The organism is Methylomonas sp. ZR1, assembly GCF_013141865.1.
In the GTDB taxonomy this organism is placed as follows: Bacteria; Pseudomonadota; Gammaproteobacteria; order Methylococcales; family Methylomonadaceae; genus Methylomonas.
Genome location: NZ_RCST01000001.1, coordinates 2,541,768 through 2,568,680, shown reverse-complemented (window position 1 = coordinate 2,568,680; position 26,913 = coordinate 2,541,768). Strand labels below are relative to the sequence as shown.

Annotated in this window: 26 protein-coding genes; 18 read left to right on the top strand and 8 right to left on the bottom strand. The window is 53.2% G+C overall.

The genetic code is table 11. From position 1 onward, the window contains the following. The first annotated feature begins 12 nt into the window (after positions 1-12). The 3 genes from DDY07_RS11530 (at position 13) to DDY07_RS11520 (ending at position 3,677) form a co-directional block, all read left to right on the top strand. The gene (locus DDY07_RS11530) at positions 13-1,596 is read left to right on the top strand and encodes an aldehyde dehydrogenase family protein (RefSeq protein ID WP_216614874.1); all 1,584 of its coding nucleotides are present in this window, start codon (positions 13-15) and stop codon (positions 1,594-1,596) included. Then, positions 1,578-3,095, top strand: coding sequence for an NAD(P)/FAD-dependent oxidoreductase (locus tag DDY07_RS11525; RefSeq protein ID WP_253734468.1), 1,518 nt, complete (start codon positions 1,578-1,580; stop codon positions 3,093-3,095). The genes DDY07_RS11530 and DDY07_RS11525 overlap by 19 nt, the downstream gene beginning before the upstream one ends. Positions 3,096-3,263: 168 nt before the next feature. Continuing rightward, entirely contained in the window at positions 3,264-3,677 is a 414-nt protein-coding gene (locus DDY07_RS11520; protein ID WP_171695998.1) for an RNA-binding protein, read from the top strand. A gap of 29 nt (positions 3,678-3,706) precedes the next feature. Here DDY07_RS11520 and DDY07_RS11515 read toward each other — a convergent pair whose 3' ends face one another. From DDY07_RS11515 to DDY07_RS11490, 6 genes are read right to left on the bottom strand one after another with little or no spacing between them, the layout of a single operon-like run. Further along, on the bottom strand, positions 3,707-5,371 hold the full coding sequence (locus DDY07_RS11515) for a diguanylate cyclase (protein WP_171695997.1): 1,665 nt from the start codon (positions 5,369-5,371) through the stop codon (positions 3,707-3,709). A 2-nt stretch (positions 5,372-5,373) separates the two neighbouring features. After that, positions 5,374-5,823, bottom strand: coding sequence for a response regulator (locus tag DDY07_RS11510; protein ID WP_171695996.1), 450 nt, complete (start codon positions 5,821-5,823; stop codon positions 5,374-5,376). Continuing rightward, the gene (locus tag DDY07_RS11505; protein WP_171695995.1) at positions 5,813-7,999 is read right to left on the bottom strand and encodes a CHASE domain-containing protein; all 2,187 of its coding nucleotides are present in this window, start codon (positions 7,997-7,999) and stop codon (positions 5,813-5,815) included. Before DDY07_RS11505 ends, DDY07_RS11510 begins: the two co-directional genes overlap by 11 nt. Next, entirely contained in the window at positions 7,996-10,182 is a 2,187-nt protein-coding gene (locus DDY07_RS11500) for a PhnD/SsuA/transferrin family substrate-binding protein (protein ID WP_171695994.1), read from the bottom strand. The genes DDY07_RS11505 and DDY07_RS11500 overlap by 4 nt, the downstream gene beginning before the upstream one ends. A 47-nt stretch (positions 10,183-10,229) precedes the next feature. After that, a complete protein-coding gene (locus tag DDY07_RS11495) occupies positions 10,230-12,641 on the bottom strand; it encodes an FtsX-like permease family protein (RefSeq protein WP_171695993.1) in 2,412 nt (803 codons plus the stop codon). Continuing rightward, positions 12,638-13,336: an ABC transporter ATP-binding protein gene (locus DDY07_RS11490; RefSeq protein WP_171695992.1), complete on the bottom strand. Its 699-nt coding sequence runs from the start codon at positions 13,334-13,336 to the stop codon at positions 12,638-12,640. The genes DDY07_RS11495 and DDY07_RS11490 overlap by 4 nt, the downstream gene beginning before the upstream one ends. Before the next feature lie 88 nt (positions 13,337-13,424). On the opposite strand from DDY07_RS11490, the gene DDY07_RS11485 reads away from it, so the two are divergent. Beyond that, entirely contained in the window at positions 13,425-13,997 is a 573-nt protein-coding gene (locus DDY07_RS11485; RefSeq protein ID WP_216614743.1) for an isoprenylcysteine carboxylmethyltransferase family protein, read from the top strand. 43 nt (positions 13,998-14,040) lie between these two features. Here the strand turns inward: DDY07_RS11485 and trxB are convergent, their stop codons facing one another. Continuing rightward, complete coding sequence (gene trxB / locus DDY07_RS11480; RefSeq protein WP_033155426.1) at positions 14,041-14,997, bottom strand: thioredoxin-disulfide reductase; 957 nt, start codon at positions 14,995-14,997, stop codon at positions 14,041-14,043. A gap of 171 nt (positions 14,998-15,168) precedes the next feature. Here trxB and DDY07_RS11475 point away from each other — a divergent pair, with 171 nt between their 5' ends. Genes DDY07_RS11475 through DDY07_RS11460 form a run of 4 tightly spaced genes read left to right on the top strand, consistent with a single transcriptional unit; the run spans position 15,169 to position 18,790 of the window. Then, entirely contained in the window at positions 15,169-17,475 is a 2,307-nt protein-coding gene (locus DDY07_RS11475; RefSeq protein ID WP_033155425.1) for a DNA translocase FtsK, read from the top strand. 5 nt (positions 17,476-17,480) lie between these two features. Next, a complete protein-coding gene (locus DDY07_RS11470) occupies positions 17,481-17,675 on the top strand; it encodes a hypothetical protein (RefSeq protein ID WP_171695991.1) in 195 nt (64 codons plus the stop codon). A 10-nt stretch (positions 17,676-17,685) separates the two neighbouring features. Next, positions 17,686-17,952, top strand: coding sequence for a SemiSWEET transporter (locus tag DDY07_RS11465; RefSeq protein ID WP_033155423.1), 267 nt, complete (start codon positions 17,686-17,688; stop codon positions 17,950-17,952). Positions 17,953-17,971: 19 nt separating this feature from the next. Further along, entirely contained in the window at positions 17,972-18,790 is an 819-nt protein-coding gene (locus DDY07_RS11460; protein WP_171695990.1) for a GntR family transcriptional regulator, read from the top strand. On the opposite strand, the gene DDY07_RS11455 is transcribed toward DDY07_RS11460, so the two are convergent. Then, positions 18,787-19,731, bottom strand: a complete 945-nt coding sequence (locus tag DDY07_RS11455; protein WP_171695989.1) for a ribokinase — start codon at positions 19,729-19,731, stop codon at positions 18,787-18,789. The two genes, DDY07_RS11460 and DDY07_RS11455, sit on opposite strands and share 4 nt — an antisense overlap. Positions 19,732-19,864: 133 nt before the next feature. Here DDY07_RS11455 and DDY07_RS11450 point away from each other — a divergent pair, with 133 nt between their 5' ends. From DDY07_RS11450 to DDY07_RS11405, 10 genes are all read left to right on the top strand, one after another. Next, entirely contained in the window at positions 19,865-20,194 is a 330-nt protein-coding gene (locus tag DDY07_RS11450; RefSeq protein ID WP_033155420.1) for a hypothetical protein, read from the top strand. Positions 20,195-20,280: 86 nt separating this feature from the next. Beyond that, on the top strand, positions 20,281-21,066 hold the full coding sequence (locus DDY07_RS11445) for a hypothetical protein (protein WP_171695988.1): 786 nt from the start codon (positions 20,281-20,283) through the stop codon (positions 21,064-21,066). 112 nt (positions 21,067-21,178) lie between these two features. Then, a complete protein-coding gene (locus DDY07_RS11440; protein ID WP_171695987.1) occupies positions 21,179-22,009 on the top strand; it encodes a hypothetical protein in 831 nt (276 codons plus the stop codon). Positions 22,010-22,187: 178 nt separating this feature from the next. Beyond that, positions 22,188-22,724 carry a cob(I)yrinic acid a,c-diamide adenosyltransferase gene (cobO, locus tag DDY07_RS11435; protein ID WP_033155417.1) on the top strand — a complete coding sequence of 179 codons (537 nt, stop codon included), beginning with the start codon at positions 22,188-22,190 and terminating at the stop codon, positions 22,722-22,724. Positions 22,725-22,786: 62 nt separating this feature from the next. Then, the gene (locus tag DDY07_RS11430; RefSeq protein ID WP_171695986.1) at positions 22,787-23,194 is read left to right on the top strand and encodes a ketosteroid isomerase-related protein; all 408 of its coding nucleotides are present in this window, start codon (positions 22,787-22,789) and stop codon (positions 23,192-23,194) included. 105 nt (positions 23,195-23,299) lie between these two features. Further along, positions 23,300-23,662: a hypothetical protein gene (locus tag DDY07_RS11425; RefSeq protein ID WP_033155415.1), complete on the top strand. Its 363-nt coding sequence runs from the start codon at positions 23,300-23,302 to the stop codon at positions 23,660-23,662. Between the two features lie 355 nt (positions 23,663-24,017). Further along, positions 24,018-24,338, top strand: a complete 321-nt coding sequence (locus DDY07_RS11420; RefSeq protein ID WP_051669653.1) for a cold shock domain-containing protein — start codon at positions 24,018-24,020, stop codon at positions 24,336-24,338. Between the two features lie 67 nt (positions 24,339-24,405). Further along, positions 24,406-25,041 (top strand): DedA family protein, encoded by a 636-nt coding sequence (locus tag DDY07_RS11415; protein ID WP_171695985.1) that lies wholly within the window; start codon positions 24,406-24,408, stop codon positions 25,039-25,041. 18 nt (positions 25,042-25,059) lie between these two features. Then, a complete protein-coding gene (locus tag DDY07_RS11410; protein WP_033155782.1) occupies positions 25,060-26,130 on the top strand; it encodes an AI-2E family transporter in 1,071 nt (356 codons plus the stop codon). Between the two features lie 8 nt (positions 26,131-26,138). Next, positions 26,139-26,912, top strand: a complete 774-nt coding sequence (locus tag DDY07_RS11405; RefSeq protein ID WP_216614872.1) for a DUF3530 family protein — start codon at positions 26,139-26,141, stop codon at positions 26,910-26,912. Position 26,913: the final 1 nt, after the last annotated feature.

Sequence of the window (26,913 nt, the reverse complement as noted above, 5' to 3'; positions counted from 1 at the left end):
GCGGTGGCGACTATGCAGGCCGTATCGCCGGTCGATGGCCGCGTGCTGGGCGATTTTCCGGTTAGCGATTTACAGGCGATTCAGCAGCAGATGCTGGCTGCGCGTGCAGCGGCGCAAATCTGGGGCAAGCGGCCGGTAGCCGAAAGGGCGAAAATTCTAGCCAAGCTGGTGCCTTTATTGATGGCCGAATTGGACTCGATTTGCGAGCAAATCAGTCTGACTACCGGTAAAGTCCGCACCGAAGCCCTGCTGGGCGAGATTTACCCGGTTTTGGATTTGGCCCGCTATTACCAAAAGTACGCCGCCAATATCCTGGGCTATCAAGGCATTCCCACGTCACCCTTCGCTTTTCCCGGCGCCACTGCCGGCATCGAGCGGCGGCCCTACGGTGTGGTTGCGGTGATTTCGCCGTGGAATTATCCGTTTCAACTGTCGGTCGGGCCAATGCTGACGGCTTTGTTTGCCGGCAATGCGGTGATCTTGAAACCGTCCGAATTAAGTTTGCAGGTCGGCCAGTTGGTTTTCGATTTATTCAAGCAATTGGATTTACCTGATAGTTTGGTGCAATGGTTGGTTGGCGACGGCGAAACGGGGGCGCGGCTGATCGACGCCCGCCCGGATTTGGTATTTTTCACCGGTGGTCTGAACAGCGGTAAAGCCGTCATGCAGCGCGCCGCGCAACACCCCATCCCGGTGTTGCTGGAGTTGGGCGGCAAAGACCCGATGCTGGTATTCAACGATGCGGCATTGCAACGCGCGGCCGATGCGGCTTTGTACGGCGCGTTTTGCAATAGCGGCCAGGTCTGCGTGTCGGTCGAGCGTTTGTATGTTCAGCAGGACTGTCACGATGAGTTTTTAAGCTTGTTGCAACAGGGCGTTTCGCAATTGCAGGTCGGGCACGGCCCGCACGGCGACTTGGGTGCAATGACCAGCGAAAGGCAAATTGCAGTTGTCGAGGCGCATTACCAGGATGCCATTGCCCAAGGCGCGCAAGCCTCCGGGCCGCTGGAACGGCAGGGTAATTACCTTAAACCCGTCGTGCTATGGAATGTCCATCACGGCATGCGGGTAATGCGCGAGGAAAGCTTTGGGCCGCTGTTGCCGGTGATGGCCTTTGCCGATGAAGCCGAAGCCATCCGTCTGGCGAACGACAGCGAATTTGGCTTGAATGCCAGCATCTGGAGCCAGGATATTGCTAAAGCCGAGCGGGTCGCCGGCCAACTCGAAGTAGGTAACTGGGCAGTCAACGACGTGATCAAGAACATCGGCCATCCCGGCTTGCCGTTCGGCGGCGTGAAAAAAAGCGGCTTTGGCCGTTATCACGGCGCGGAAGGTTTGCGCAGTTTTACCTATCCGGTGGCCGGCATGACCAGCCGCAGCCATTTACCCAAGGAACCTAACTGGTTTCCGTACTCCGAGCAACGCTACCAAGACTTCAAAGGCTATATGGACTTTGTCTACGGCGAAGGTTCGCTGTTGCAACGCATCAAGCGCAACTGGCCGGCGCTACAAGCTTTTCGGGAATATTCAGCGTTCGATTTAACCCAGCGCTGGCAAAATCTTAAATTACTGTTGTCATGGAAACGGGACTACTGATGAAGCAAAACAATAACAATAAACGTGTCGTCGTCATCGGCGCCGGTCTGGGCGGTTTGTCGGCGGCTATTTCGCTGGCTAGCGAAGGTTTCGCGGTGGAGTTGGTTGAAAAGAACGACAAGGTCGGTGGCAAGCTGAACATCATGACCAAAGACGGCTTCACTTTCGATTTGGGACCGTCGATCCTGACCATGCCGCATATCTTCGAAGCACTGTTTACCAAAGTCGGTAAAAACATGGCCGATTATGTCGGCATCGAAAAAGTCGAGCCGCATTGGCGCAATTTCTTTGAAGACGGCACCACCATCGATTTATGCGAAGACGAACAGAACCAGCGCCGCGAGCTGGACAAACTGGGGCCGAATACCGCCGCCGAATTTGCCAACTTTATGGCCTATTCCAAAAAACTAGGCACGGAAACCGAAGCCGGTTATTTCGCCAAGGGCTTGGATACCTTCTGGGAATTGCTGAAGTTTTACGGCCCCATCCGCGCCTTGAATTTCGACGTGTTTCGGTCGATGGACCAGGGCGTCAAGCGCTTTATTTCCCATCCCAAACTGGTCGATATCCTCAACTACTTCATCAAATACGTCGGCTCGTCGCCCTACGATTCGCCGGCTTTGATGAATCTGATGCCTTACATTCAATACGAATACGGCTTGTGGTATGTCAAGGGCGGCATGTACGGTTTGGCGCAAGCGCTGGAAAAACTTGCTATCGAATTGGGCGTATCCATTCGTTTGAACAGCGAAGTTGAGGAAATTCAATACCAAGCCGGCAAAGCCACCGGCATCAAACTGCAAGACGGCGAGGTATTGGCGGCGGACATCGTGGTATCGAATATGGAAGTGATTCCGGCGATGGACAAATTGCTGCATAACTCACCGGCGGAACTGAAAAAAATGCAGCGCTTCGAGCCGACCTGTTCCGGCTTGGTGTTGCATTTGGGTGTGAACCGGCTGTATCCGCAATTGGCTCACCACAATTTCTTTTATTCCGATCATCCGCGCGAGCATTTCGATGCGGTGTTTCACAGCGGCAAATTATCCGACGATCCGACTATTTACCTGGTCGCGCCGTGCAAAACCGATCCGAGCCAGGCGCCGGACGGTTGCGAGATCATCAAAATCCTGCCGCACATCCCGCACATCAATCCGGACAAACCGTTGACTGCCGACGATTATTGGGCGCTACGCGAGCGCGTTTTAGCCAAACTGGAGCGCATGGGTTTGACCGATTTGCGCCAACACATCGTCACCGAAGAATACTGGACGCCTCTGGATATTCAGGCCAAATATTATTCCAATCTGGGCTCGATTTACGGCGTGGTGGCGGACCGCTGGAAAAACCTGGGCTTCAAGGCCCCGCAACGCAGCAAGCAATTAAGCAATCTGTATTTCGTCGGCGGCAGCGTCAATCCGGGCGGCGGCATGCCGATGGTGACCTTGTCCGGACAGTTGGTGCGGGATAAGATTTTGGCGGACTTGGGGCAGGCTTAGCCCCAGGCAGACAAAAAATTCGGATTTGCATAAGCCGGTTAAATTTAAGCCTACACTTAAGCGGCGTTTGCATGGCTTGGGGTTAGCCCGGCATAAACCCATTCGCGCCGGAGTGCAGTGTTCACGCGCCTTTGGCTTATTTCGTATGCCTACTGTTAGCTAGATTTTATGCTGCTTTTTTTTCGGAATATCCCGGCATCGACCCGGCCCAACGAGTTGTATTCTTACGTGGCGATGGCGGTCAGTGAAGATTTAATAGAACAGGCCAAGCACGTGATAACCGTCGACGTGATGGTGATTCGGGACAAGCGCAGCAATCAGCTGGAGCATCACGGCCTGGTGTCGGTGAATTCCGATGAAGCCGGCATTCGCGCTATTAAGAATCTGAACGGCCTGTTGTTTAACGGCTGCGAGGTTTTGGTGCGAGTTTACAAACAGCGCGACGTCAAAAATGACCGGCGCCGCAATGGGCTGCCGGTGCCGAGTGAGATTATCGAGAAACGCATTCAGGATCGGCGCCGCGGCGCTAGCGTGGAAATTTATGTCGATTTTTCCAATGTGTTCTATCCCATCACGCTTTAAAGGCGCCATGCCGTTTGGGTATTAGACCGCTAAAGCCAGACGCGCACGCAGTTCCGGCCATTTTCCTTAGAGGTGTATAACGCTTTATCGGCCTTGGTCAAGACGCAATCCGCCGTACCGCTATCGGCATGCATTAAGGCAATCCCGATGCTGACGGTTATTGGAATCACATGCTTATCTATCATCAGCGGTGTATCGGCCAGCTCCTTACGTAAGCGTTCGGCAATGATCATGGCGGGTTCGGCATCGGTCTCAGGCATGAATATCGCGAACTCCTCGCCGCCAATCCGGCCCACCACATCAATCTGGCGCAATTCCGCGCGCATAATGCCGGCAAAGTGCTGCAACATCGCGTCGCCGGTGGGGTGTCCGTAACCGTCGTTAATCTGCTTGAAATGATCCAGGTCCAGCATTAATACCGCTACCCGGTGATTATTGCGCTTTACCCTAGCAAATTCGTTTTCCAGACGGGCCATAAAGTGCCGGCGATTTAAAAAACCGGTCAATCCGTCGGTCGTTGCCAATTCCCACAGTTCGGTTTGCATCCGTTTACGTTCGCTGACATCCTGCTTAACGCCGACGAAATGGCGTATGCAGCCTTGCTGATCCTTGACGGGGGAAATCACCAGTTCTTCGTCATACAGTTCGCCATTTTTACGCCGGTTGACGATTTCGCCGCGCCAGGTGTTTCCGGACAGTATGGTGTCCCATAAATTGTGATAAAAGGCCGGGTCTTGCTTGCCGGATTTGACCAGTTCGTTGGGCCGCATACCGATAGCTTCGTGGCGGCTAAACCCGGTCAGGGTTTCAAAAGCTTTATTGGCCCATTCGATATTGGCATTGATGTCGGTGATCACGACACCGTGTTCCACCGTTTCCAGGGCTGATATCAGCAAGTGGTCGCGCAACTCCGACGCCTTGCGTAAGCTGATATCCTGATGGATACCCACCGCGCGAATTGGTTGACCATGAAAATCCCACTCCAGCACGCGGCCGGTATCGTGTACCCAAACCCAATGACCATCCTTGTGAAGTAAACGATGTTCAACAGAGTAAAGGTCGGTTTCGCCGCGCAAATGCGGCTCCAGAGAGGCTGTGATTAACGGCCAGTCATCCGGATGCACCAAGCGTTTCCATATGTCTATATCGGATCCGACTTCGTCAAGCGTGTACCCCAGCATCGAGGCCCATAGGTCGTTAAAAATCACTTTCCCGCTGGGAATATGCCAATCCCATAAGCCCAGGCTGGCGCTCTGTAAGGCCATGCCCATCCGTTGTTCGGACTCGTGAAGCCGTTTTTCCAAGCTTATCCGCGTCAATGCGTAGCGTATTGCCCTGACTAAACTGTCGGTGTCTATGCTGGTCTTGAGCAGATAATCCTGCGCGCCGCAGTCTAGAGCCTTCAGAGAAAACTCGGTATCGTCGTGCCCGGTCAGCACGATAATCGGCAGCACTCGGGTCGCTTTGCGGATGCGTCTGACGGTATCCAGGCCGCGCGAATCCGGTAGGCTCAAATCCACCAGCACCACATCGATCTTTTGTTGGGCAATGATTTGTTCGCCATCCGCCAAATTTTCGCGCCAGATCAACTCAAAACGCAGATTAGGCGAGGCACGCAAATATTGCCGAACCAGGCTGGCATCGCCCGGTTCGTCTTCAATTAATAAAACGCAGCAATTTGTCGCTTCAGTCATAGTTATTGCTTGCTGGGTAAGCGCACGACATTGAACCAATAGCCTTCGATTTGCCGAACCGCCGCGATAAATTGTTCGACATCCACCGGCTTGGTGATGTAACTGCTGGCGCCGAGTTGGTAGGTTGCCACTACGTCGCGCTCAATATCGGATGTGGTCAGGACAATAGCCGGGATGCTGGAGAAGTCCGGTTCCGACTTGATTTTAGCCAGAAACTCGCGGCCGTTCATACGCGGCATATTCAGATCCAGCAAGATCAAATCCGGGCGCGGCACATCGGTATAGTCGGCACCTTGCCGCCGCAAAAACGCCAGCGCTTCGACACCGTCCCAGACATGATGCAGATTGCAACGCACCCGGTTTTCCTTGAAACTCATTTTCACCAGATGGGCGTCGGCGGGTTCGTCTTCCACCAGCAACACATCGAACAGCGGCGTTGATTTATCCGTCATGCTTATTTCCTGCGATATTGGGTAGCTCGAACACCACTGCCGTACCGTTCTGCGCCGTACTTTCTATCCAAATTTTGCCGCGACAGCTACTGACGATACGGCGGGCTATCGACAAACCGATCCCGGTGCCGGCCTCGTTGTCGCGATAATGCAGGCGCTCAAAAATTTCAAAGACCCGTTGCCGGTATTCCGCATCGATTCCGTCGCCGTTATCGCGCACATAATAACGATTTACGTCCAGATCGGATACGCCGCCAATTTCGATGTGTAAGGGGTGTTCAGGATGGGCTGGCCTGCCGTGCTTGACGGCATTGTCCAAAAGCAATCTAAAAAGTTCGGTCATGCGGGGGAGATCGATAAAGGCATGCGGTAATTCACCGACGCTGACACTGGCGCCGGCAGTTGCTATCTTGTCCGCTAATGCCTGGATAGCTGCTTCGGCAGCGGCTTTGGCGTCCACATGGGTCATTTTGTCGCGGGCTTGATCGGCCGTCACATACAGTTGAATGTCACGTACCAGACCGATTAAACGCTGGGCGTCGTGTTCCAGATAATCCAGGCTGCTATTAATGTCTTCGTCGCCTAAGGCTTCAGGATACGCCTTCAATGAGTTGCGTAAGCGTTGCGTAAAACTGCCGAAGCGGCGAGTCGGCTCCATCAAATGATGGGCGGAAATTTCCGCGAAACGGCTCAGATCGGCGTTGCTGGTTTCCAGCGCCATGCTGATTTGTCTGCGTTCGGTAATGTCGATGCACGAGCCGATATAACCGACGAATTCGCCGTGGTCGTCGTAACGGGGAATGCCGGTGTCGAGCAACCAGCGATATTCACCATCGTAGCGTTTCATCCGATATTCCATGCTGAACGGCAGGTGTTTTTCAAAGTGTTGCGTGTAGTGGTTTAGACAAAACGCCAGTTCATCCGGATGCACTGTTTCTGACCAACCATTACCTTGTTCTTGTTCGATACTGCGCCCGGTAAAGTCTAACCAGACTTTGTTAAACCAATAATAACGCTGGGTGGTGTCCGAGAGCCAAATCATCACCGGCGCCGAGTCCGCCATGGCGCGGAACCGGCTTTCGCTCTCGCGCAATTCGGCGGTCATGTTTTCTGCCAGGGCCATTGCTCGGCTGCGGCTATTCACCAATTGCCAAGTCAACAGACTTAATAGCAGGCTCAGGCTTACGCTGTTGCCGGCGATAATGAATGGCTTGTCTTGATCGACCCGCGCTTGGAAATTCGGTTCGGCATGAATCAATAAGGTCCATGGGTGGCAAGCCAATACAATCTGTTGTTTGGAAGTCAATAGTGGTTGAATGTTTGCCGGCGGTGCGGAGCCGTACATGCGGCTTTCTTCGTTTAATGTTTCTCCGTCGAATATTTCCAATCCCAAATCGCTTTCTAGTTCGCCGCCAATTCCGGCCATTAAGTCCTTGGTGCGGAATGGTGCGTAAACCCAACCCAGCAGATCGGCGCGGCGTTGCTCCAGCGTGTCGTGCGGCACGTCCTTTTTATACACTGGCAGGTACATTAAAAAGCCGGCTTGCACGTCTTGTTCGGTTTCCTGCAATAAGATCACTTTGCCGCTGATGCCCAGGCTGTTGTTGTCGCGGGCATAGCTCATCGCGCGGTTTCGTGTTGGCTCAGAGAACATGTCGAAACTGAATGCGCGTAGATTGCGACCTAAAAATGGTTCCAGATAAATTATCGATGTGTAAAAATCCCGCTCGCCAACGGGATGGATGTCGTAATCGGCAAAGCCTTGTTTGCGCATCTGGGCAACATGCCGGTCTTTCTCGGTTTTCGGTATCCACAGCGAAAAGCCCACGCCCTGGATGCCGGGAAAGCGTTGGTCAAGGTTCAGTGCGGAGACATATTCCCTATATTCGCTGCGTTCTACCAATCCTGATGCGGCAAACAAACCCCGGGCGCCATATAACATTTGCTCGTAAGTTTGTAATCGTTGCTCAATACTTTGCACCAATTGCCGGACGCGGAAATCGAAATAGAGCTGGCGTTCGTGTGCCAAGTCTTCAACCGCAATCCGCCAAGCCTGGTAGCTGGTGAGTAATGTAATCAGCAGGACTGCCACCGTCAGCCAGTGGCTGTAATACCGCGGTTTGCTCAGGCTTGAGCGTGGCTGGGCGCCGACCGAAGTTTCAGGGTGCTTATTCATGTCGGCTGGCTGTCGGTTGCGGGGGTATAGCCCAAGGGAATTTCAAACGTAAAACAGGAGCCCAGGCCTTCGCCGGCGGAATCCACCCATATTTTGCCGTTGTGATGTTCTATTATGCGCCGGCACAAAGCCAGGCCCATACCGGTGCCTTCGAAGCGCGTGCGGGCTTGCAGGCGGCTAAAGAACTGAAACAGCCTATCAAATTGTCGGGGGTCTATACCGATGCCGTTGTCGCGCACACTGAGCCGCCAACAGCCGTCAATGACCTCGGAGTTAACATCGATAATGGGAGCTTGGTATTCTTGCCGGTAGTGCAGGGCGTTAACCAACAGGTTTTGCAGTAGGCGGCTGAGCTCGTCGCGGCTGGCATACAGGATAGGCCAGTCGCCTTGGCAACGGATGTTGGCTTGGCATTGTGTTGCCAAGGGTTCGACGAATTGCAACACTTCGTCGCGGACCGCGTCGCTGGCAATCCAGGATTTTTGTTGAGTCTTGCGGCCGACGCGCGAATACTCCAACAGCGAGACGATCATCGCATCCATCCGTTTGGCACCCTCCAGCGCAAAATTCAGATTTTGCCGCGCGTCTTCATCCAGTGACTCCCTGAGATTGCGTTCCAAAAATTGCAAATGGCCGGAGACCATGCGCAAAGGCTGTCGCATGTCGTGGGAGACGCTGTAAGCGAACTGTTCCAGATCGACATTGGAACGCAACAAGGCGTCGTGGCTTTGCCTTAATTCTTGTTCTATCTGTTTATGCTTATCGATATCGACATGCGTACCCAACATCCGTTGCGGTTTGCCTTCCGGTGTGTGCGCCACCACCATGCCCTTGGCGAGTATCCACTTATAGCGTCCATCCTTGCAGCGCATGCGAAACTCCACCCAATACAATTTATTCTTGCCGTCGAAGTAGTCGGACAGGGTTTGTAGCACCCGGTCGGTATCGTCCGGATGCAGGCTGTCGCGCCAGGCATCGAAGTTATTGGCGAATTCTTCCGGTTGATAACCCACCATCGATTTCCAGCGCGGCGAGAAAAACACCTCGCCGCTGATGATGTCCCAATCCCATACCCCTTCGTCGGCGCCTTCCAGAGCAAATTTCCAGCGATATTCGCTATCCGCCAGCCGAATATTCTGTTCGCGGACTCGGCGCCGTTCCGCAGCGAGATAACGGTTTACCCAGAACAAACTCAAGCTGAGTAACACTACCAGCATGACACCGGCGCTGAGTGCCAGTATCGGTGTCGGGTAGCGTTGCCAAATATCCGTCAACGTGAATGACGGAACGGCGTCGAACGGCTTGGCGCGCACGTTCCGCAGTAGTTGTTCCACCGAATTGTAATCGGCCGGGATGGTAAAGCCTTCAATCCCCGGAATGAGGTCGGGGCTCATCAGCAGCAAACAGCCGGCGACTTTTTTGGCCAGCGCGCGGTCTACGTTGGGCATGGCTAAAAACGGCCACTCGGGATAAAGCGCAGTCGATAGCAGCTTGAATTCACTAGAGGGTTGGACGTTGAGAATTTTGATTTGCCGCAGATCGAGCTTGCCATTTTTGGCCAAATCCTCCAGAACTCCGGTGCGGACAAAGCCTATATCGGCGTGCCCGGACAATACCGCTTCCGTTACCGCATCGTGCGGCATACCTGTGATGACCAATTGGGATGCCTTGACTATGTCTATGCCGGCTTGGGCGGCTTCGTAGGCTTGCATTTGAAAGCCGCCCAGGGAGTCTTGACTGGTAGCGGCGATTTTTTTGCCGCGCAGGTCGCCGAGTGCGTTGATATCCAAACGCTCGGCTTTCGCAAAGATGACGCCGCCGAACTTATCCTGAGAGCCGCCGTCCTCGTGTCTGAGCAATGTGGCCAGCGGTGCTGAAAAGCCGTGTTGATAGCTGATATGGACATAGTGGCCGGGATTGGTCAGCACAAAGTCCAATTGGCTACTGTCCACACCGGCCTCCAGTTCGTCGTAGTTCAAAGCTTCGACGATGAATTCGCGCTCCGGTATAGCCTGGTGCAAGACTTTACTCAGTGCTTGCCATTGTTCCAGGGTTTGCGGCTTGGGCCGATAGGCTAATACACCGATCCGCACTGGTGCGTCGGCCAGCGCTGAAAAGCTGACCAGCACGCAACAGCCCAGTAACAGAAATTTAATCCGGTTAAGCAAAGCGTTTGTAATCATTAATAAATGGCCACGGCTCATTTAGGTAAAACCCAATACTCAGCTGTTCAATGTCCCAAACATTCTCTAATGTTCAGGCGGGTTGCCTTGCGCGCCGGCCAGAAGGCGGCTATCCAGGCCACGATTAACATGATCATCAGCCAGTACAGAACAGCCCACCAGTCGAAACGGAAATCCAGCCGTATGCCAAGCATAGTCTGTCCGAGTTGTTTGGCTAGCGGCTCGGCGGCCAAATAAGCCAAAGGAATACTCAGTAACCAAGCCATGCCGCCATGCAGCAGGCCTTCCAGTAAAAACATGCGGAATATTTTTTTGGACGGGGCGCCGATGGCGCGCAACACGCCAATTTCGCGAATGCGCTGCAATACGCTAATGGCTAATGTGCCTGATAAACCGATACCGCCGACCGCTGCAATCATGCAGGCCAGGCCCAGCAGGGTGTTGAGCACTGATTTGAACTGGTTGCGGGTAAACTGGCGTTGTTCCAGTTTGGCAAGCGTGGTGTAAACATCCAGTTGTACATCATGGTCCTGAAACTGTTGTTGCAAGTTGCGTAGGTAGTCGGCCTCCTGATGTAGGTCGGCGACCGGCGCATCCAGCAGTGCAAACGACGCCATTTCCAGGTTTTGAGTGATCTGCCGTAGAGTTTCCAACGGTGCATAGACCGGTTCCACCGCATAGCTATTGCCGGCCAACCAACGATAGATACCTATCACTTGCCATTTTTGGTGATCGGCGCCTAGCGCGACGTCCAGCATGTCGCCGGCTTGGATACCGTTGAGCGCGGCCGTATCCGCACTCAGCACTAGCACGCGCTGACCAGCGTCGCTGGCTTGCAACCAGCGTCCGGATTCGATCAGCGGTTGATACATGCTTGAGTTTTCTGGCAAGGCCAGCATCTGCAGGCCCAGGCTGCCTTTTTGCGGCAAAGCTAGGCCGTTTTTGGCAATTTGTATGCTGGATCGTTGCCAGCATTCAATTTTTTCCGTGCCGGCTACCGCTGCCGCGATGTCACGTACTTTTTGCTCGGGTTGGTCGACGGTAAAACCCAGCCGCACGGCATAACGGCTGCGGGCCATTTCTCGGTCCAGTGTTAAATTCAGCGAGGCGATCAAGCTGGTTAGCACTAAAAACATCACGCCGGCGCAGATCAATACGCTTTGCGTCAAGACCAGCCTGGCTTTACGGCGGAACAAATTCCCTAAGGCTGCGGCGGATAAAGTCGGCAGAAAGCGCGCGCCGAACTTTTCTATTAGCAGATCGAAACGGTTGTAGCCAAAATCGGCGCCCACGCCGTAACTGGCGATTGCCGCACGCACCGTCAGCGCCGCACCATGCAGAATCGGCGGCAAACCCGCCAGCAAGGGCGCCAGCAGGCCGCCGAGTAGCATGTAATTAATGGCTGGCACGGAAATGGCAAATGCGCCGCAATCGATATTGAATAAAGCCAGCAGTCGGCAGGCACTGAAATAAGCGGCAGCTAGAGCGGGTGGTGCGGCGAAAACTATCGCCGCCAACGATAAAAACAGGATTTCCAGCAGATACAGTTTTGCAATCGTTACGGTCTTGGCGCCCAGCGCTTTCATGACGCCGATCTGGTCGGTTTCCTGGGTAATATGGGCCGATACTGTGTTTAAAATTAATACGCTAGCCAGGGCTAACGAGACCAAGGCCATGATTTGCAGTACACCGTTGATCCCGGCTAAAAACGGCCGGCCCCAATGTTGTTCCGGGTCTTGCAACAAGGTGACGTTGACGCCGATATGCTGCGCGCTCAGCAGGCTGCGAATTTGCCCGGCAACGCTGCGGGCGGATTCGCTGCTGTAAGGTTCGGCGATTTGCACCAGCAACTGCCGGAAACTGTGTGCCGGAATGCCGAATTGGGTGGCTTGCGCGGTGCCGGCAAAAAAATGTATTTGGCCGCCGAATTTGGGCGGTTTAACGAAGGGATGGCGGACGATACCGCCGATAGGCAAGGTCTGCGGGCCTTGGGCGGTTTCGAATTCGACGTCGCCGCTTTGCATGCCGCTGGACAGGGCGGACAGGTTTTCTATCGCTACTTGATTAACGCCCGGCCAATCGCCGGATTGTAATGCGGTTTTGTCGAAATGTTGCTTGCCATAGTCGGTCCGGATGATCAGAGTTCCCAATTGCCAGTCGGTCTCGCCAGGTTGGCGGAAATGCACGCTCAGCGGCGTCAGCGTATCGACGCCGGCTACGCCGGGTATGGCTTTGATTTGCTCTAACAAACTGATATCGGCATCATTGCGCAAAATCAGATTGATGTGTGACGGTTGCGATTGCCGATGCGCGGCATCCATTTTGCTCAGCAGTAAATCGATCATGCCGAACAATGTGCCGACACAGCAGACGCCGACGGCGATGCTGATAATCGCCAAGGCAGTGCGGCTTTTAGTCAGCCATAAGTCGGCCCAGACTTTATGCCACAGCGTATTCACCTGCTGCCTACCGGTTGGCTGTCGGCGTGGATTCGTCCGGAGCGGATTTCCAGTTTGCGGCTGGCGGCGTCGGCCAGGGTTTCGTTGTGGGTAACCATCACCAGGGTTTTGCCTTGGTCGCGCAGATGGGTGAACAAATCGAACACCGAATCGGCGGTGGCCGCATCCAGATTGCCGGTGGGTTCGTCGGCGACGATCAGCGGCGGGTCGTTGGCCAGTGCGCGGGCGATTGCCGCCCGTTGTTGTTGGCCGCCGGACACCTGACTGGGCAGGCGCTCCGCCGCATCGGCCAGTCCGACCAGTTCCAGCAAATACATGGCCCGGTCAAGGCGCTGTTGCTTGTTTAACGAGCCGAGAAAGTCCATCGGCAGCACGATGTTTTGCAGCAGATTCAAGGTAGGCAATAACTGGAAGAATTGAAACACGATGCCGACATTGGCGCCGCGCCAGATGCTGAGTTTTTCGTTACTGAGTGTTTGCAGCTCGGTGCCGTTGACGCTGATTTGGCCTTGGCTGGGATGGTCGATGCCGGTCAGCAGATTGAGCAGGGTGGATTTGCCGTTGCCGGACGGGCCGACGATGGCAACAAATTCGCCGGGGTAAATATCCAGATTGATGTCATGCAAGACAGTTTGCAGCGTGCCGGCTTGCGGATAGTCCTTATAAACCTGTTTCAGTTCGATGATCTTTTTCATAACAGCCGGCAAATTGCGGTATGTTACACGAGGCGCGGGGATCCTGGCATACCCGTCATTTCACGCACACTGCGCCGGAGGGCGATTAATGACATCGGTACGGATTTTGTGGCTAGTGCTTTGCCTGGTTTGGATAGCGGCGGAAATTGCTTTGGCCCGCCGTACTGCGCTGCAAGCCGGGCCGGTCGTGAATACGGAGCGGCGTTCGCAGCGCATTTTGTGGATCAGTATTTTGGCAAGTCTGGCGCTGGCATTGTGGTTTAAAAATCTGGCGTTGGCGCCTATAAGGATTGATTATCTGCCTAGGCAAGTGTTGGCCATGCTGTTGTTTGCTTCGGGGCTTTATTTGCGTTACGTGGCGGTGATGAAATTGGGCCGATTTTTCACAACTAACGTGCTGATACAGCAAGAACACAGATTAATCAAAGAAGGGCCTTACCGCTGGTTACGGCATCCGGCCTACACCGGCTTGTTGATAGCCTTGTTTGCCGCCGGAGTGGCGATGGGCGATGTTCTGGCGTTGGCGATGTTGCTAGGGCCGACGGTTTGGGCGTTTATTCGCAGAATCGAGATTGAAGAGCGGATGCTGCTGGCTGAGTTCGGTGTGGTTTATGCCGATTTTTGCTTATCGACCTGGCGGCTGTTGCCTTGGATATATTGAAAGCGTATTGGGGCGGTTTTAACCGCCCCAATAGCGGATAGACCTAGCCGGTCAATTCGTCCAAATATTTTTCTACGTCCAAAGCGGCCATACAGCCGGCGCCAGCCGAGGTGATGGCTTGTTTGTAATGTGAATCCATCACGTCGCCAGCCGCGAATACGCCGGGTACACTGGTGGCCGTGGCATTGCCGTGGATGCCGCTTTTAACGACGATATAGCCGTGCTCCATCTCCAGCTGGCCGGCAAAAATGTCGGTGTTGGGGGTGTGGCCGATGGCGATAAACACGCCGTGCACGTCTAAATCTTTGGTGCTACCGTCCTGCGTGCTCTTGATACGCAAACCGGTAACGCCCATGTCGTCGCCCAGTACTTCGTCCAACTCGTGGTTCCATTCGATACGCACGTTGCCGGATTTTGATTTTTCGATCAGCTTGTCCGACAAGATTTTTTCGGAGCGGAATTTATCGCGCCGGTGCACCACGATCACCTCGGAGGCGATGTTGGACAAATACAGTGCTTCCTCCACAGCAGTATTACCGCCGCCGATCACCGCGACCGGTTTGTTGCGGTAAAAGAAACCGTCGCAAGTGGCGCAGGCGGAAACGCCTTTACCCTTGAACGCTTCCTCGGACGGCAGACCCAGATATTTTGCGGAAGCGCCAGTGGCAATGATCAACGCATCGCAGGTGTAGACGCCGGCATCGCCGGTCAAGGTAAACGGTTTTTGCGAAAGATCGGCGGTATGGATATGGTCGAAAATGATTTCGGTATTGAAGCGCTCGGCGTGCAGGCGCATCCGTTCCATCAAATCCGGGCCTTGCAGGCCTTCCACGTCGCCGGGCCAGTTGTCCACTTCAGTGGTGGTGGTCAATTGGCCGCCTTGTTGCATGCCGGTGATCATCACCGGATTCAAGTTAGCGCGCGCGGCGTAAACGGCTGCGGTGTAACCGGCCGGGCCGGAACCTAGGATTAAGAGTTTGCAATGTTTTGCGGCAGCCATTATGTCGAGTCTCCATGCGGGTTAGGGTAGCAAAATTATAAGGGCATTCCCCCCGCGATAAAACCGATTTACCAACTGGTTTTTAATGGCGTGGCCGGTAAAGCTAATGTGAAATCGATTTACATCATCTATAATCATGTTTTGTGACGCTTTTATTGTGAGCCGACAACTATGGTTGCTGTTGTGGAAGAAAGAGCCTCGCGAGGCTATCGCGAAATCGCATTACTGGGATTTTCGAGTTGTGCGTTGTTTTTTTTAATTGCCCTGGTCACTTTTAATTCCAACGATCCGGGTTGGAGTCATAGCACATCGTATCAATCCATCAGTAACGCCTGCGGTTTGTTTGGTGCCTGGCTGGCGGATTTTGTACTGAGTTTTCTGGGCTTGATGGCCTACCTGATTCCGGTGATGATTTTCTGGTATGGCTACATCCTGTTTCAAGGTTCCCGCCAGACCGGTGGGCAGTGGGCGCTGGCGTCGCGCTCGGCCGGTTTTCTGGCTACTACAGTGTCCGGCTCGGCGATTCTGTTTTTGCACCTGCATTTTCTGCGTACCAAGATGGATTTGCCGGAGAGCCCGGGGGGTATTCTGGGGCGGGAAATTGGCGACGCCTTGGTGCATCTGTTAGGCAATTCCGGTTCTACCCTGTTGTTACTGGCCATTTTCATGACCGGCGTGACCTTGTTTACCGGCTTGTCCTGGCTGACGATGATGGCGTTTATCGGCAAATGCGCGATGACGGCCTGTTCGGTTGTGGGCCGGCAGGCAGTTGAGGTGCCCGAGCGTTATCGCGCGGATAGACCCGCGCGACTCGAACCTGTAAAAGAAACCAAAAAACCGCGTAATCAGCAATCCGAAGTTAAAACCGAAGAGCGCGCGAAAAAGTCGCAAATTCAAGTGCTAGAAGCCGCGCAACCTTCTGCCGCTGTCGCGGTTAGACCCTTGCGTAGAAAAGACAGCAAACCCGTGGACGATATGGAGCCCGGCGCCTACATCAACGCCTTGCCAACCTTGTCTTTGCTGGACAAGCGTGAAATCAAGGTGAAGCGCTATTCCAAAACCGAGCTGGAAGAAATTTCCCGCCAAGTCGAGGATGTATTGCAGGATTACGGTATCGCCGCCGAAGTGGAAGCGGTATTGCCTGGACCGGTGATTACCCGGTTCGAATTACGCTTGGCGGCCGGTGTGAAAGTCAGCCGCATCAGCAGCCTGGCCAAAGACTTGGCGCGCGGTTTGTCAGTAACCAGCGTGCGTATCGTCGAGATTATCGAAGGTAAATCGGTGATTGGTTTGGAGATTCCGAATCAAGAGCGGGAAATGGTTTCGCTACGCGACTTACTGGTATCGGATGAGTTTGAGCGGGCTAAATCCAAGCTCAGCATCGCGATGGGTAAGGACATTTCAGGCACGCCAGTGGTGGCCGATCTGGGCAAAATGCCGCATGCGCTGGTGGCCGGCACCACGGGTTCCGGTAAATCGGTAGCGATCAACACCATGATTCTGAGTTTGCTGTACAAAGCCAAGCCGGAAGATGTGCGAATGATCATGATAGACCCGAAGATGCTGGAATTGTCGGTGTACGAAGGCATCCCGCATTTGCTGACGCCGGTCGTTACCGACATGAAGGACGCGCAAAACGCCTTGCGTTGGGCGGTGGCGGAAATGGAGCGTCGTTACAAATTGATGTCCAAATTGGGTGTGCGAAATCTGGCCGGTTATAACCAGGCGGTCAGGGAAGCGGAAGCGGCCGGTCAGCCGATTCGCGACCCGCTATTCCGGCCGGAAACGCCGGTGGCATTGGAAGACTATCCTTTGCTGGACACACTACCCAGCATCGTCATCGTCATCGACGAGTTGGCCGACATGATGATGGTGGTCGGTAAAAAGGTCGAGGAACTGATCGCCCGTTTGGCGCAAAAGGCACGAGCCGCTGGTATTCATTTGGTGTTGGCAACCCAGCGTCCATCAGTGGATGTGTTGACCGGTTTGATCAAAGCCAATGTGCCGACCCGAATTTCTTTCCAGGTATCGTCGCGCATCGATTCCCGGACCATTATTGACCAAGGCGGTGCGGAAGCCTTGCTGGGTAACGGCGACATGCTGTTCCTGCCGTCCGGCACTAGTATCCCGTTGCGCGCCCATGGTGCGTTTGTGGATGACCACGAGGTACATCGGGTGGTGGAGTTCCTGAAAAAAACCGGTCCGACCAATTATTTGGACGAAATCACTCAAGAGCGCACCGATAGCGGCGAAGTGGCCGGTTTGGACAGCGAAGACAGCGAATCCGATGCGCTTTACGATGAAGCGGTGGCGTTCGTTACCGAATCGCGCAAAGCGTCTATCTCCAGCGTGCAGCGCCGTTTCAAAATCGGTTACAACCGCGCGGCGCGCATCATCGAAGACATGGAAAACGCCGGCGTGGTCAGCATGCCGGAAACCAACGGCTCCCGTGAGGTATTGGCACCCCCGCCGCGCTGATTGCAATGAGTATTATCATTATAGGCTTGCTGGTCGTCGCTGCCGTTTCCGGCATCGGCGGCTGGTTAGTCAGCTCTAAACAAAGCCAGGAAACGCCGGTTAAGATCATGATGTTTGTGGGTTATTTCTGGCTGTTGGCTTTCGCGCAATTATTGCTGGTCGCTTTAAGCTATTTTGGCTGGCAACATTTCTCGGCTTGATTTTTCTGACATGAACCTAATTCCCGAGCTAATCGGTTATCTGGCGGCGACTTTGACCACCGCTTCTTTTCTGCCTCAAGCAATTAAGACCTTCAAAACCCGCGACACCGAATCCTTGTCGCTAGGCATGTACAGCATGTTTACCTTGGGGGTGTTGCTGTGGTTGATTTATGGTATCTATTTGGTGAACATAGCTATCATAGTAGCTAACGCTATTACCTTTTTGCTGGCAGCGGCTATCTTGGGCTTTAAGATCCACAATCTGCTGCGTAAATGAATATGCCGGGTCAACCACAATGTCTTCCAGTGCTTCCAGCCATATCGAAATAAAAGCCGATAGTTTCGCCGCCAATGACAGCAGTGCTTTCATTGAGAAAATTCGCCCGAATACCGGCATTTCCGAGCCTGTCTACAAGCAACTGCAAAGACGCATCAACGATATGATCCAGTCCGGCGAGCTCGGAGATGGTTTTAGTCTGCCATCCGAGCGAGCTTTGGCGGAAGCGTTGGATCTTAGTCGCACCACGGTGCGGCGTTGTTATGAAGAATTGCGGGCTCAGGATTGTATTGCCACTCATGGTCGCGCCGGCGTCACGGTTAAGGCGCCACCTTCGCGGATTAATCCGGAGATGGGTAAACTGAAAGGTTTTACCGAGGAAATGCGCGAGTTGGGAGTTACCCCGTCTACGCAAATTCTCGAGCACAAGATTGTCGTCGATAGAACTATCGCGTCTATTTTTAATCGTCCGGCGTCTACGCGATTTCTACGTTTGGTAAGGGTGCGCTTGGGAGACGGTATGCCGCTATCGCGCGAAGTGGCTTGGTACGATCTAACGGTAGCGCCGGCTTTGGCTGATTGGAACGGCGAAGGCTCCGCCTATCAATACCTTGAGCTCCAATGCGGCTTGGGCTTGGTGCACGCCGAACAATCCATCGAAGCGGTGCTCAGCGATGACGTGGAAGCCGGCGTATTCGGGTTTGACCAGCCGGGTCCCTGCTTGTTGTTGAAGCGCAAGACCTACGCCGACAACGGGCAGATTGTGGAGTATGTCGAAGGCACGTTTCGCGGCGACGCCTATACCTACCGGGTCAATCTAAAGATCCGGCCGAACTAGACTAATTTTGGTATTGGATTGGTTTTCATAAAGTGGTCGATCTCGGCTGGCGTCGGCAAGCACCTCAATACGCCATGATGCTTGGCAACCCAGGCACCGCAGGCACAGGCTAGTCTCAAAGCCTCGGTTAAACTCAGACTATTCAGTAAGGCAGTTGCCAGGCCGGCGCTGAATGCGTCGCCGGCACCGGTGGCGTCCAGTGCAGCTATTGGCCAAGCCGGTTGGTGAAGAACCACGCCTTTCGTCAACGCCACGCATCCCGCCTCACCCAGTGTGACCACCAGTAGTTCCCCGGACCAGGCAATTTGTTGCGTCCACTTGCATAAGTTACTCAGCCACTGTGCCAGGCTGATCACATTGTTGCTTAGGCCGAATAATGCAGCGGCTTCGGTTTCGTTTACCACCAAAATATCGGTCAGCTTTAACAAGCCGGGATCAGGTTGCCGCCAGGGCGAGGGGTTCAGCATAGTGCGGATACCAAGCTGACCAGCGATCTGGAAGGCTCTGTGGATCGGTGCTTCCGGGATTTCGAATTGGGCGTAAATCAGATTTAGATGGGGCAGGGAGACCAGGGCTTGTTCGACGTGTTCCTCTTTCAGCAGCGTGTTGGCGCCCGGATAGACTGCGAGGAAGTTCTCGCTGGTCGGGCTAATGAAGCCCACGCCAAAACCGGATTGCGGTCCTGTTTTCAGCAGCCAGCGGCTGTTCATGCCCGCGTTCTTGATGAGCTCAATTACTTCATCCGCCGCCGAGTCCATTCCCAGCGGCAATAGCATTGCCACCTCAGCGCCAAGCCTATGCGCGGCTATGCCAACATTCAAGCCTTTGCCGCCGTGTTCCTCGATCATGCCGGTTGCTTGCAAGGATTCGCCCGAACAAGGCAAGTGCTCAACGTTCAGGCAATGAGCATGGACATAGCTGGCTAATACTAGGATGGACACGACATCTCCGTTTTAGGAAAAAAGTCTGTGAAATAGTACCGAAATAAAACCAATAATTTACGATTGACGCAAAAAATCTAAATGGTATCTATATGGTTACTTAATTAAATACCAAAAAGATGGAGTATTAGCCATGACCCAGCAAGTTCTGAATATCAATAACACCCAAATCGTCAGCGGCACGGAAAACATGACACCAGGCGAGGGCGGCGCGCATACCCGATTGCTTTGGGCCAGTGTGCCACCTTTTTCGGCCAGACCTGATGTAACCGTTAGTATCTATTCCGCCGAAGGTATGCCAAACGCCGGTACTACGTTTGTTCCTTGGTCTATCGAGTACGTTCCGGGTGGTGCGGCTGGTGGCCGAGACCTGATAGCCATTTCGGCAGCCAATACCGAAACCGGTTTGGAAACCGATGTCGATGTAGTTTGCAGTTATCTGGCCATTGGTCCAAGTGAGTAGCCCTTTATTTATGCTACCGATTTCAGTTCGTTTAGAAATTCGAACTGACCGGTGAAGCCAAGCTTCGCATTTCCAAAGGAAATATTATGAAATTCAAAACTGCATTACTAACCCTGTCCATCCTCTATCTGCTGGTCTTCAATACAAGTGCCGTCGCGAGTGCGAACGCAACTGCCGAGGTTAGCGTTGACTGGAATACCTTGAGAGTGACTTCGGGAACCAGCACCAATGCCGGAATTGCTTGGTACGATAAATCTTCGCGCGTGGATACGCGGATGGACACGCCTTACGGGGAAGGCACCTATTCATCAGATTGGGTGACGCCGTTGGTCAGCTTACAAACGGGGAGCGGGATTCGCTCGCTTACCTCGAAAGCCGATGTCGATTCAAATATTTTGCACAGCTATTCCCAGGATACAGATCCAGCATTCGGCGATGCAGTGACCACCGAGAGTTATCGCACCGGCAGCTTTACCGGTTCAGGAGCCGGTGCGACAACCTTCTCGGTCGACTACAGCATCAATATCGGTTTGGTGCCTGGCAGCGGGACCAATGATGTGGCGGCGGCCTGGGTGTTACTGGTGGTAAACGATTTCGGTGATCCCAACCGATCTTTGTCCAGCCGTAAGGATCTGTTCCTTAATGCCAGTTTCGTCGGTAGTTTGCCGAACCAGGCCGCTGGCACTTTATCGGTCACGCTGCCTACCACGAGTACAGGGCGGGTATCCTTCAAGGTTACCACTCATGCTTACGCAAACGTTTCAGGGATTTCTCAAGTGCCGTTGCCAGCCACGGCTTGGCTATTCGGATCGGTATTATTGGCGCTAATCGGAGCGATGCGTCGGCAATGGGCCGCTGCTGCCGGTATCTGAAACTTTTCTGACTTCCCAAGTAGCGTTTAAGCGCACCGGCACACGTTTTGAGCCTGGCCGGTAGTTGTGATACCCACCATTCTTAACAACGTTAATCAATTAGAGGACTTTTATGAATCGCTTCTCGTCTTTGCTGGCGCTTTGTGCAGTGTTGGCTTATGCACCAACAGCAGCTGCGTACACCACATCCTTGACCGTGATCGCCAGCGCGAACGCCGCTTATGGCAGTCAGTCCTACGATGCGGATTCCAAGGTGTTAAACAACATCAATAGCCCTTCATCGTCTGCGGTCGATGCGTTGTATCAAGTACCCAATGCGGGCGGGCCGGGTAGTTACGTTGAGACGTACCGCTCCGCCGCCGGCGGTTTTGTCACTCCCGGCGTAATGAAAGCCAGTGCCAGTGCCAGTGCGACAGCCTATGCCGCGAATGTCGCCAGTGCCAGCAGCAAAGTGTCATTTGCCGATAACTTCAAGTTGGCGGGTCCCAGCGGTCGAAATATCGATCTGACTTTGACTTATTTGGTGTCGGGAGCACTGTCCGGCACCGCGGCCGCCAGCGGTGCTGTGCAACTAAGTACGGGTGACAGTATTTCTTTCACGGAAAATGGTTATACACCGCGCAGCTTCAGTTGTTCATGGCTGGCGTCGTGTACCGGCGTGGCGACATTTTCGGTGCCGGTCAATACCTTGATTTCACTGGATGCTTTTCTGGAAGTCGGAGCGGGTGCTAGCAGCTATTTCAAACCAACCCTGACCGAGTCCTCGGCCAATTTCGGGAACACCGGTTTGGTGTATCTCGGTATTGCCGATAGCCGTTATCAGTTGCTGAGCGGCAGTGGTTTTAGCTACGCCCCCGTGCCGTTACCTGCCGCGTTTTGGACTTTTGTTGCCGGATTGTATACGTTGGGCTATTCCGTACGGCGCAAGTCGGGCCTGGGCTAGATCGACACGCCATTGCTAAGCCGGCACGGCAAAAGTATTCGTCACTGAAGCTTTTGCCCTTCGCCTGACCGCTAGCCGTGCCGCAGTCCTGCTTCTGTCTCTTGGCTGTTATTAAGTTGTTACAATGCGCGGTCAACTTGAACAAGCGGCTGCTAAATCGGCCAGAGAAGCATAATTAATGAAAACCAGAGATAGAAGGCACGGCGTTGTACTGGTACACACCGGCGAAGGTAAAGGTAAGTCCTCAAGTGCGTTTGGCATGGTATTCCGCGCCGCCGGGTGGGGCATGAAGGTCTGCGTGATTCAATTCATCAAAGGCCAGTGGCAAACCGGCGAGCAACGGGCGGCGACGCGATTCGAAGAGATCGAGTGGCATGCCTTGGGCGATGGTTTTACCTGGGATACCAAGAATCCGGAGCAAGATATTAAAACCAGCCGGGAGATTTGGGAGTTTGCCAAACAAAAAATCCTCTCCGAAGAATTCGATCTGGTGATACTGGACGAAATCAATTATTGCTGTGGCTACGGCTGGATCAGCGGCCAGGAAATCGCCGATTTCATCAAAAACGATAAACCCACCTGGCTACACTTGGTGATGACCGGCCGCAATGCGGCGCCGGAAGTCATTGAGGCTGCCGACACGGTCACCGAGATGACCCGAATCAAACACGCTTTTGCCGCAGGCATCAAAGCCGAGCAGGGCGTGGAATTTTAAGCTGAAAAAAAACCGGGCTTCTGGCAGAATTGCCGGTTTTTAATCCAGGCACCAATACCACTATGCAACAAGCAAAAAAACTTATCGAACAGTACTATCAAGCATTCAACAGCGGCGACATGGATACCTTTCTGAGCTTGTTGACCGACGAAGTGGTACATGACATCAACCAGGGCGACCGCGAGCAAGGCAAGGCTGCTTTCGCTGAGTTCATGAAAAAAATGAATCACCACTACAAAGAACAGTTGGTGGATATGGTGATCATGGCTAACGAGGACGGCACCCGCGGCGCAGCGGAGTTTGTGGTATTGGGCGAATATCTGAATACCGACGAAGGTCTGCCGGAAGCCAACGGCCAAACTTATCGTTTGCCGGCCGGCGCGTTTTTCGATATTCGCGACGGTAAAGTCGCGCGCATCACCAACTACTATAATTTAGGCGATTGGATTGCGCAGGTGGATCCGCAGTAAGGCTTTTGTCAGGCGCATTGCCGATACCGGTCGATTGGCATAGAATCCGAAGGGTAACAATTCGGATTCGCCGAAAAAATAACTACAAAACAGAGGAGAGCAACAATGGGTGAAACACAGAAATTGATGATCGCTGTGGTGGGGGTGTTTGTAGCCGGTTTTATCTTGGTGGGTGTCAGCAAGGATCAATCCAACGAGGAAAAAGAGGCCGCTGCGCAAATCCGCACGTTGGTAGCCATGCAGGAAATGGCTAACCAAAAATGTCCGAAATTGATCGAAAACAAAACCGGTACCCAAGTGTATTTCCCGTCCAAAACCGATACCGATAAAACGACCTATGTCACGATGGAATGGGTAGGCGAGAAAGACTCTAACTTCAAAACCGCATCCTGTACCCTGCATTTGGCATTGGGAGGCGTGTCGAAGCTGGTTATCGATGATAAGGTTTTGATTGACAAGAAATTTTAATCAAAGGCGGCGTTTTGCGCGATAGCTGGAAACGTCGCCTTGTCTCCCATTGATCGGTTAGCGGTGAAAGATTTCGTTAGCCGATTTGTCAGTGCTTTTATGAATATCGACGCCGGGTGTGGTCGTCGTCTTCTTCGCAAATTAACCATCCAAACAGAACCGGCAATACCGTCTGCCGTTTGCCAGGCACGTTGGCTGGTAAAACAGCTAACGCATCGTAGTAGCGGATGCCAGGTTTACCGGGAATCGCAAAGTCAGGCGGCGTAATCGATCAAAAGCGCCCAGGCCGGGTTTTATGTTTTCGGGATTTTTCAGACAAAATACACAAAAATAATAATTAACTAGAGGTGAAAAGATGGCGGATACGACCATCCTGAAAGGTGTTTTAAAAACCTGGAAAGACGATAGAGGTTTTGGCTTTATTCAGCCGGATAACGGCGACAAAGATATTTTTGTACATATTTCCTCTTTAAAAGGCATGGCTCGCCGTCCGGTGCGCGGCGATGTGTTGTTTTATGAAGTCGCCCGTGACACCGGCGGTAAATTGAAAGCAGTGAATGCTCGCATCGAAGGCGTGCCTTACGAGCAAAAATCCGGTAAGCCTAAACTGTGGGTATGGTTGCTGGCGGCGGCACTTGCTCTAATAAGCGGGGCAGTAGCGGCTTATTTCTTCTAGCGCGCCGAAAAGTTGTCATTAGTAGCAGATATTATTGACCGAGATTTTTCAACCAAACGAGTAAAACATGGACTGGCTACACTATTTGACCGACATTCTGCTGCACATCGATAAACATTTAGCCAACATCATCAGCGACTATGGCACGCTGACCTATGCCATTTTGTTTTTGGTGATTTTTGTCGAGACCGGTTTTGTAGTGATGCCGTTTTTGCCCGGTGACTCCCTGTTATTTGCCGCCGGTGCCTTCGTGGCGATGGATGCTTTCAATCTGCCGATATTGCTCGGCGTCTTGGGAGCTGCGGCGGTGCTGGGCGATACCGTCAACTATTGGATAGGTCGCAGTATTGGTCAACGCGCCTATTCGCTCAGTTGGGTAAACCGCGAACATCTTGACCGCGCCCAGGCGTTCTACGATACCTACGGCGGCAAAACTATTGTATTAGCGCGCTTTGTGCCTATCGTGCGCACCTTTGCGCCGTTCGTGGCCGGGATAGGGAAAATGCCTTACAGCACTTTCATTTTGTATAACATTATCGGCGGAGTGGCGTGGGTGTTGATTTGCGTGTTTGCCGGCTATTTCTTCGGCAATATTCCGCTGGTGAAGAAAAACTTCGAGTTAGTGGTGTTAGGCATCGTGTTGATTTCGATCTTGCCGATAGTCCTGGAAGTTTGGAAAGCCCGTAAACAAGCCAAGCAATAAGGTCGCATGATGGTAGAGATGAACGATTCGCAAAAATGGTTTGTACTGGCCTTTATACTGGCTTTCGGCGGCCTATTGTATGTGTTGGCGCCGGTGCTGATGCCTTTTGCGTTTGCGGCCATTCTCGCTTACCTAGGTGATCCTGTTGTGGATAGGCTGGAAACTTTGCAATTCCGTGGTTGGCGTTTAAATCGGACGCTGGCAGTCATGGTGGTGTTTTCCGGCATCATTTTTTCAATAGCGGCGCTGCTGATCGTCATCATTCCTGCCCTGGAATATCAAATCAGCGAATTCATCGACAAACTGCCGTCTTATTTAAACTGGATAAACAAATCGGTCGTGCCGGTTTTGCAAAAATATCTGGGACGCACGATTAGACCGTTGCGCGAAGATCAATTGATTAATCTGATCAAGAGTCATTGGCAAGACGGCGACGGCGTTGCCGAGAACCTGATTCAATCTGTCTCCCATTCCGGTGCGGTGATCGTTGGTTGGGTGATGAATCTGGTGTTGATTCCGGTGATTACCTTCTATTTACTGCGCGATTGGGACGACTTAGTGGCGCGAATCCACGATTTATTTCCACGCCGCGTTGCCGGCACTGTCGCCAAATTGGCCGGCGAGGCCGACGTGGTGTTGGGTGCGTTCATGCGCGGCCAGTTTTACGTGATGCTGGCGCTGGGCGTGATTTATAGCGTCGGCTTATGGTTGGTGGATCTGGAACTGGCCTTGGTGATCGGCATGCTGGCCGGCTTGGTCAGTTTCGTGCCGTATATGGGCGCTATAACCGGTATCGTCTTTGCCTGCATCGCGGCCTTGCTGCAATTTCAGGATGCGATGCATTTATTGCCGGTGTTGATCGTTTTTGCGGTGGGTCAGAGTATGGAAGGCATGCTGTTGACGCCGTGGTTGGTCGGAAACAAAATCGGTTTACATCCCGTAGCAGTGATGTTTGCTGTACTGGCGGGTGGTCAGCTGTTCGGGTTTTTAGGCGTCTTGTTGGCCTTGCCGGTGGCGTCGGTGATTATGGTGCTGTTGCGGCATATCCATGAGCGTTATACCTTTAGCGGTTTTTACAGCAAAGGTTAGTGTTCACTATGCGCAATGCGTCGTTATTTGCGGCATTATTGCTAGTTTCGACATCGGTGTTTGCGACCGATAGCCGCAGAGAGCAGGACTTTGCTGCGGCTATTCAGCAACAATTGTCCATGGGGCAGGCGACTTGGTTGAAATCCGCCGACAAAACCTTTCTGGCGCTCTTCACGGAAGCCGAAAAGACCGACAGCAGCCAGGTGGCAATCGTACTGCACGATATGGGCGAACATCCCGATGCCAAGCCCTTGATTCATCGCTTGCGAACCACGTTACCGATGCATAATTGGGCGACGCTTGCCTTACAAATGCCTATCAGGGAAAGCGGCGCGCAGGCTGAAGACTATTACCCGCTGTTCGAAGAAGCACGTGGACGGATTGATGCGGCTGTGGAGCATCTGCTGAAAAACGGTGCGAAACATATCGCAATTGTCGGCTACGGCATGGGCGCTTTGATGGCCACGTCCAGGCTTGCCGATAAACCCAATGACGTGACGGCGCTGGTATCGATTAGTTTGCCCGTGCCGCAAACCACTGCAACACAGGCGCAAAGCCTCGATTTGATTAAAAAAGTGCAATTGCCTTTTTTGGATGTATATGCCGAGTTTGATTTACCGGCAGTGCTCAATAGCGCCCGGCAACGGCGTATGGCCGGTAAAGATAATCCGGTGTATCGGCAGATAAGAATGGATGGCGAGGATCACGGCTATCAACAAGATTACGATTTGCTTGTAAAGCGCGTATACAGTTGGCTGACTACGACGGTCAGCGAAGATTAAT

Excerpts from the sequence above, each read along its gene's own strand:
- trxB (WP_033155426.1), bottom strand. The coding sequence starts at position 14,997 with ATGGCTGCCGCAAAACATTGCAAACTCTTAATCCTAGGTTCCGGCCCG.
- DDY07_RS11470 (WP_171695991.1), top strand. The coding sequence starts at position 17,481 with ATGAGTATTATCATTATAGGCTTGCTGGTCGTCGCTGCCGTTTCCGGC.
- DDY07_RS11530 (WP_216614874.1), top strand. The coding sequence starts at position 13 with ATGCAGGCCGTATCGCCGGTCGATGGCCGCGTGCTGGGCGATTTTCCG.
- DDY07_RS11440 (WP_171695987.1), top strand. The coding sequence starts at position 21,179 with ATGAATCGCTTCTCGTCTTTGCTGGCGCTTTGTGCAGTGTTGGCTTAT.
- cobO (WP_033155417.1), top strand. The coding sequence starts at position 22,188 with ATGAAAACCAGAGATAGAAGGCACGGCGTTGTACTGGTACACACCGGC.
- DDY07_RS11415 (WP_171695985.1), top strand. The coding sequence starts at position 24,406 with ATGGACTGGCTACACTATTTGACCGACATTCTGCTGCACATCGATAAA.
- DDY07_RS11520 (WP_171695998.1), top strand. The coding sequence starts at position 3,264 with ATGCTGCTTTTTTTTCGGAATATCCCGGCATCGACCCGGCCCAACGAG.
- DDY07_RS11525 (WP_253734468.1), top strand. The coding sequence starts at position 1,578 with ATGGAAACGGGACTACTGATGAAGCAAAACAATAACAATAAACGTGTC.
- DDY07_RS11410 (WP_033155782.1), top strand. The coding sequence starts at position 25,060 with ATGAACGATTCGCAAAAATGGTTTGTACTGGCCTTTATACTGGCTTTC.
- DDY07_RS11405 (WP_216614872.1), top strand. The coding sequence starts at position 26,139 with ATGCGCAATGCGTCGTTATTTGCGGCATTATTGCTAGTTTCGACATCG.
- DDY07_RS11500 (WP_171695994.1), bottom strand. The coding sequence starts at position 10,182 with ATGATTACAAACGCTTTGCTTAACCGGATTAAATTTCTGTTACTGGGC.
- DDY07_RS11460 (WP_171695990.1), top strand. The coding sequence starts at position 17,972 with ATGTCTTCCAGTGCTTCCAGCCATATCGAAATAAAAGCCGATAGTTTC.
- DDY07_RS11425 (WP_033155415.1), top strand. The coding sequence starts at position 23,300 with ATGGGTGAAACACAGAAATTGATGATCGCTGTGGTGGGGGTGTTTGTA.
- DDY07_RS11505 (WP_171695995.1), bottom strand. The coding sequence starts at position 7,999 with ATGAATAAGCACCCTGAAACTTCGGTCGGCGCCCAGCCACGCTCAAGC.
- DDY07_RS11490 (WP_171695992.1), bottom strand. The coding sequence starts at position 13,336 with ATGAAAAAGATCATCGAACTGAAACAGGTTTATAAGGACTATCCGCAA.
- DDY07_RS11475 (WP_033155425.1), top strand. The coding sequence starts at position 15,169 with ATGGTTGCTGTTGTGGAAGAAAGAGCCTCGCGAGGCTATCGCGAAATC.
- DDY07_RS11420 (WP_051669653.1), top strand. The coding sequence starts at position 24,018 with ATGGCGGATACGACCATCCTGAAAGGTGTTTTAAAAACCTGGAAAGAC.
- DDY07_RS11515 (WP_171695997.1), bottom strand. The coding sequence starts at position 5,371 with ATGACTGAAGCGACAAATTGCTGCGTTTTATTAATTGAAGACGAACCG.
- DDY07_RS11465 (WP_033155423.1), top strand. The coding sequence starts at position 17,686 with ATGAACCTAATTCCCGAGCTAATCGGTTATCTGGCGGCGACTTTGACC.
- DDY07_RS11445 (WP_171695988.1), top strand. The coding sequence starts at position 20,281 with ATGAAATTCAAAACTGCATTACTAACCCTGTCCATCCTCTATCTGCTG.
- DDY07_RS11430 (WP_171695986.1), top strand. The coding sequence starts at position 22,787 with ATGCAACAAGCAAAAAAACTTATCGAACAGTACTATCAAGCATTCAAC.
- DDY07_RS11450 (WP_033155420.1), top strand. The coding sequence starts at position 19,865 with ATGACCCAGCAAGTTCTGAATATCAATAACACCCAAATCGTCAGCGGC.
- DDY07_RS11510 (WP_171695996.1), bottom strand. The coding sequence starts at position 5,823 with ATGACGGATAAATCAACGCCGCTGTTCGATGTGTTGCTGGTGGAAGAC.
- DDY07_RS11485 (WP_216614743.1), top strand. The coding sequence starts at position 13,425 with ATGACATCGGTACGGATTTTGTGGCTAGTGCTTTGCCTGGTTTGGATA.